3 protein-coding genes and 1 pseudogene are annotated in these 5,382 nt (G+C 68.0%); 3 read left to right on the forward strand and 1 reads right to left on the reverse strand.

Annotation, left to right across the window (positions count from 1 at the left end; all coding sequences use genetic code 11):
- Window positions 1-243: OmpA family protein (locus tag JMF90_RS22515; protein ID WP_201325446.1), on the forward strand; the 243-nt coding region annotated here is incomplete at its 5' end.
- 202 nt (window positions 244-445) lie between these two features.
- Here the strand turns inward: JMF90_RS22515 and JMF90_RS22520 are convergent.
- Window positions 446-634 (reverse strand): hypothetical protein, encoded by a 189-nt coding sequence (locus JMF90_RS22520; protein ID WP_023475168.1) that lies wholly within the window; start codon window positions 632-634, stop codon window positions 446-448.
- Between the two features lie 159 nt (window positions 635-793).
- On the opposite strand from JMF90_RS22520, the gene JMF90_RS22525 reads away from it, so the two are divergent.
- Both JMF90_RS22525 and uvrA read left to right on the forward strand, forming a co-directional pair.
- Window positions 794-1,009 (forward strand): DUF3820 family protein, encoded by a 216-nt coding sequence (locus tag JMF90_RS22525; protein ID WP_027805708.1) that lies wholly within the window; start codon window positions 794-796, stop codon window positions 1,007-1,009.
- A 276-nt stretch (window positions 1,010-1,285) separates the two neighbouring features.
- Window positions 1,286-5,382 (forward strand): annotated as a pseudogene (gene uvrA / locus JMF90_RS22530) (excinuclease ABC subunit UvrA); the annotation flags it as partial.

Raw genomic sequence — 5,382 nt, forward strand, 5'->3', positions numbered from 1 at the left:
GCCGACCGGCATTTCGCGCGCGTGGAAGTGGACGGCTATACCGACGCGACCGGCTCGGATGCGCACAATCAGGCGCTGTCGAAGCGCCGGGCGGATGCGGTCGCCGGGTATTTGCGCGAGCACGGGCTGAAGGCGGATTCGTTCGCTGCAGTCGGTCACGGGGAAGCCAATCCGGCGGCGTCGAACGATACCGCCGAAGGGCGCGCGCGCAATCGTCGCGTGGAAATCTCGCTGCAGAAGTAGGACGCCGCGGCCAGGTTGCCGCAAGCGTGACCGTCGAAGCCAGGCGGCTCGCTTGCGGCAATGCGTGCTCGCCGCGGACAACGGCCGCGGGTAGGGCTCGTTGCGGCGTGCGCACGCGGTGTCCGTCGCAGCGGCGCCGCCGCCGAGCGACGACTGGCGTCCGGCACGCGGATCGCCATCCGTACCGGGCCGTGGATGGCGCTCAGTGTCGGATCATGCAGACGGCCACGATCTCGTACCCGGGGTCGGCATTCGCGCTCGCGGCTTGCTCCGCTTCGTCATACGAACCAAAGGAGGCGGCATCCTCGATGGCCGGCGCCATGCCGATATCGCCGTCCTCGGCGGTGCAGAGGAACTGCTCGCCGGTCTTCACGACATAGATGGACATCATGATTCCCTCCAGGGTTTGCAGGGGGAAATTTCAGTCTAGCAGGCGGGAAGCGGGGCGGCGGTCCGCTTTCGGCACGCGCGACGAGGCGGTCTTACAACCGTCGGTCGACCCTGATCGGCCTGCATGCGGCGGAAGCGGAAAGCCGTGCACAATACCCGCATGCGATCCCCCGACCTCGAATGCCTCGTTACCGTCACCATGCCCTTCGGTAAATACAAGGACCGGCTTCTTGCCGACCTACCCGGCAACTATCTCAACTGGCTGGCCCGCGAAGGGTTTCCGCGCGGCGAACTCGGCCGGCAGCTCGCGCTGATGCACGAAATCGACCACAACGGCCTGAGAGGCTTGCTGGACCCGCTGCGCAAGCGCGGTTAGTGCAGGGCGGCGCGTCACTGAAGCCGCGCGCTGTTTCGTCCGCGCATCGCAGGCGCGCGATTTCCGGATAGCCGATGCCGACGGGGAATCCCCGGCCGCCTGCCCATGAAGCCCGCAGGGTCGTCATGGAAAACTGTATGAATATACAGTATAGTACCCGTCGAACTCGAGCCGCACAGGTCCAACCCTTGCGGCACGTGCGCCGCGCCTGCGGGCATCCGCCGCAGCGTTCCGGCACCGTGAATTCCGGCTAACTCATTCAGACGGGCAGGCAAATTGTCATCCAGCAATCTGATCCGCATTCGCGGAGCACGTCAGCACAACCTCAAGAATCTCGATCTCGACCTGCGTACCGGTGAAATGACGGTCGTGACCGGCCCGTCGGGCTCCGGCAAGTCGAGTCTCGTGTTCGACACGCTGTACGCGGAAGGCCAGCGGCGCTACGTCGAAACCTTCAGCGCGTACGCGCGGCAGTTCCTCGACCGGATGGATCGCCCGCAGGTCGAGCGTGTCGACGGCGTGCCGCCCGCGATCGCGATCGACCAGACCAACCCGGTTCGGAGTTCGCGGTCGACCGTCGGCACGATGACCGAGCTGAACGACCACCTGAAGCTGCTGTACGCGCGCGCGGCCGAGCTGTTCGACCGCAAGACCGCGCGGCAGGTGCGGCACGACACGCCGGAGACGATCTACGCGGAACTCGTCGCGCGCACGCAGGCGGACGATCCGCGCGTCGTCGTCACGTTCCCGGTCGAATTGCCGGAGGCGGTGTCCGACGAGGAAATCGCGCAGTGGCTGTCGGCGAGCGGCTACACGCGCGTGCAGGCGCAGCGCGAGGTCGCGTCGCCCACCGGGCCGCGCAAGATGCTCGACGTGGTGGCCGACCGCTTTCGCGTGCAGCAGGCCGACAAGGCGCGGGTGGTGGAGGCGATCGAGGCGTCGCTGAAGCGCGGCGGCGGCCGCGTGAACGTGTACGTGCTGGCCGCGGAAGCGGAAAACGCAACGGCCGAGCCGTTGATCTGGCGCTTTTCCACCGGGCTCCACGATCCCGACAGCGACCTGCGCTACGCGGAGCCGCAGGCGGCGCTGTTCTCGTTCAACTCGGCGTACGGCGCGTGCGAGACCTGCCGCGGCTTCGGCCGCGTGATCGGCGTCGATCTCGGCCTCGTGATTCCCGACGCGCGCAAGACGCTGCGCGGCGGCGCGATCAAGCCGATGCAGACGCCCGCGTGGAAAGAGTGCCAGGACGACCTGATGCGCTACGCGGCGAAGGCCGGCATCCGGCGCGACGTGGCGTGGTCCGAGCTGACGGACGCCGAGCGCGACTGGGTCGTCAACGGTTCGCCGGACTGGAACGGCAAGTGGCAGAGCCAGTGGTACGGCGTGAAGCGCTTCTTCGGCTACCTCGAATCGAAAGCGTACAAGATGCACATCCGCGTGCTGCTGTCGAAATACCGCAGCTACACGCCGTGCGACGTGTGCGGCGGCGCGCGCCTGAAAACGGAGTCACTGCAATGGCGGCTCGGCTCGAAAGAGAATGCCGACGCCGTGCTCGCGCCGGCCGACCGCTTCATGCCGCGCGGCGTCGACTGGAGCCGCGCGCAGCTCGAAGCGCTGCCGGGCCTGACCGTGCACGACCTGATGCTGCTGCCGATCGAGCGCATCCGGCGCTTCTTCGACGACATCGTGCTGCCGAGCGCGCTGCTCGACGACGCATTGAAGCTGCTGCTCGCCGAGGTGCGCACGCGCCTGAAATACCTGTGCGACGTCGGGCTCGGCTACCTGACGCTCGACCGGCAAAGCCGCACGCTGTCGGGCGGCGAGGTGCAGCGGATCAACCTGACGACGGCGCTCGGCACGTCGCTCACGAAAACCCTGTTCGTGCTCGACGAACCGAGCATCGGGCTGCATCCGCGCGATCTCACGCGGATCGTCGAGGCGATGCAGCGGCTGCGCGACGCGGGCAACACGCTGGTCGTCGTCGAGCACGATCCGTCGGTGATGCTCGCGGCCGATCGATTGATCGACATGGGCCCCCGGCCCGGGCGAGCGCGGCGGCACGATCGTGTACGACGGCACGCCCGGCGACATCCGCTCGGCGCACACGCTGACGGGCGAGTATCTCGGCGGCCGCAAGCAGGTCGCGCATGCGTCGAACTGGGCACGCCGCGTGGTCGACGCGAACACGCCGCGCATCGTGCTCGAAGGCGCGACCGAGCACAACCTGCGCGACGTCACGGTCGAGATCCCGCTGCAGCGGCTGGTGTGCGTGACGGGCGTATCCGGCTCCGGCAAATCCACGCTGCTGCAGGACGTGCTGTATCCGGCGATGGCGCGCCATCACGGCAAGGCGACCGAATCGCCGGGCGCGTTCCGCAGCCTCACGGGCGCCGACCAGGTCGGCGACGTCGTGTTCGTCGACCAGTCGCCGATCGGCAAGACCACGCGCTCGAACCCGGCGAGCTACGTCGGCGCGTTCGACGAAATCCGCAAGCTGTTCGCGAAGGCGCCGCTCGCGCTGCAACGCGGCTACGGCGCCGGCACGTTCAGCTTCAACTCGGGCGACGGCCGTTGCCCGACCTGCGGCGGCTCGGGCTTCGAACACATCGAAATGCAGTTCCTGAGCGACGTCTACCTGCGTTGCCCGGATTGCGACGGCAGCCGCTACCGCGCTGAGATTCTCGAAGTGCGTATCGAGCGCGACGGCCGCGCGCTGAACATCGCCGATGTGCTCGATCTCACCGTCAGCGAGGCGGCTGCGTTCTTCGCAACCGATGCCGAGGTGCTGCGCGTGCTGCAGCCGATCGTCGACGTCGGCCTCGAATACGTGAAGCTGGGCCAGCCGGTGCCGACGCTGTCGGGCGGCGAAGCGCAGCGCCTGAAGCTCGCCGGCTTCCTCGCCGAATCCGCGGCGGCGACCAACGGGCGCCGGGTCGCGACGGAAGAGGCGCGCATCGCCCGCGCGAAGTTGTTCATGTTCGACGAGCCGACCACCGGGCTGCACTTCGACGACATCGCGAAGCTGATGCAGGCGTTCGGCAAGCTGCTCGCGGCCGGCCATTCGCTGATCGTGATCGAGCACAATCTCGACGTGATCCGCGCGGCCGACTGGCTGATCGATCTCGGCCCGGAAGGCGGCGACGGCGGCGGCCTGGTGCTGTGCGCGGGCACGCCCGACGACGTGAAGGCCTGCGCCGAATCGCATACCGGCGTGGCGCTGCTGCAGTACGACCGCGAGATGGAGGGCGCAGCCGCGGCTGCCGACGAAGGCGTGCCGCTGCAGGCCGCGCTGAACGCGGCACGCGCGCGCCGTGCGATCGAAGGCGAGGACGTCGTGCGGATCGTCAACGCGCGCGAGCACAACCTGAAGTCGCTCGACGTCGACATCCCGCACGGCAAGTTCAACGTGATCACCGGCGTGTCGGGTTCCGGCAAGTCGACGCTCGCGTTCGACATCCTGTTCCACGAAGGCCAGCGCCGCTACCTCGAATCGCTGAACGCGTATGCGCGCTCGATCGTGCAGCCGGCCGGCCGCCCCGAGGTCGACGCGGTGTACGGCATTCCGCCGACCGTCGCGATCGAGCAGCGGCTGTCGCGCGGCGGGCGCAAGAGCACGGTCGCGACCACGTCCGAAGTGTGGCATTTCCTGCGGCTGCTGTACGTGAAGCTCGGTCTGCAGCATTGCATCCACGACGGCACACCGGTCACGTCGCAATCCGTCGAATCGATCGCCGCGCAACTGCTGCGCGATCATCGCGGCGAACACGTCGGGCTGCTCGCGCCGCTCGTCGTCAATCGCAAGGGTGTGTATACCGATCTCGCGAAGTGGGCGAAGGCGCGCGGCAGCACGCATTTGCGCGTCGACGGCGAATTCGTCACGGTCGATCCGTGGCCGAAGCTCGACCGCTTCCGCGAGCACACGATCGAATTGCCGGTGGCCGATATCGTCGTGTCGCCGGACAACGAAGCCGAGTTGCGGCGCAGGCTCGACGAGACGCTCGAGCTCGGCAAGGGCGTGATGCACCTGCTCGCGCCGCTCGACGGGCTGCACCACGCGATGCAGAACGATCATTCGACCGCGCAGGTCGGCGCGGTCAAGGTGCTGTCGGTGAAGCGCGCGTGCCCGGTATGCGGCACGAGCTATCCGGAGCTCGACCCGCGGATGTTCTCGTACAACAGCAAGCACGGCTGGTGCACGACCTGCGTCGGCACTGGCGTCACGCTCACCCGCGAGCAGCGCGCCGCGTACGACGACACGGTGCTCGCCGGCGACGATCGCGGCCGCGAACAGACCTTGCCGTCGGACGAGCAGGAGCCGGAAGGCGTCGGCAACGAGCCGTGCCCGGATTGCCACGGCACGCGGCTGAACCCGT

Source organism: Burkholderia sp. E168m23 (assembly GCF_016586125.1).
Classification (GTDB): Bacteria; Pseudomonadota; Gammaproteobacteria; order Burkholderiales; family Burkholderiaceae; genus Burkholderia; species Burkholderia orbicola.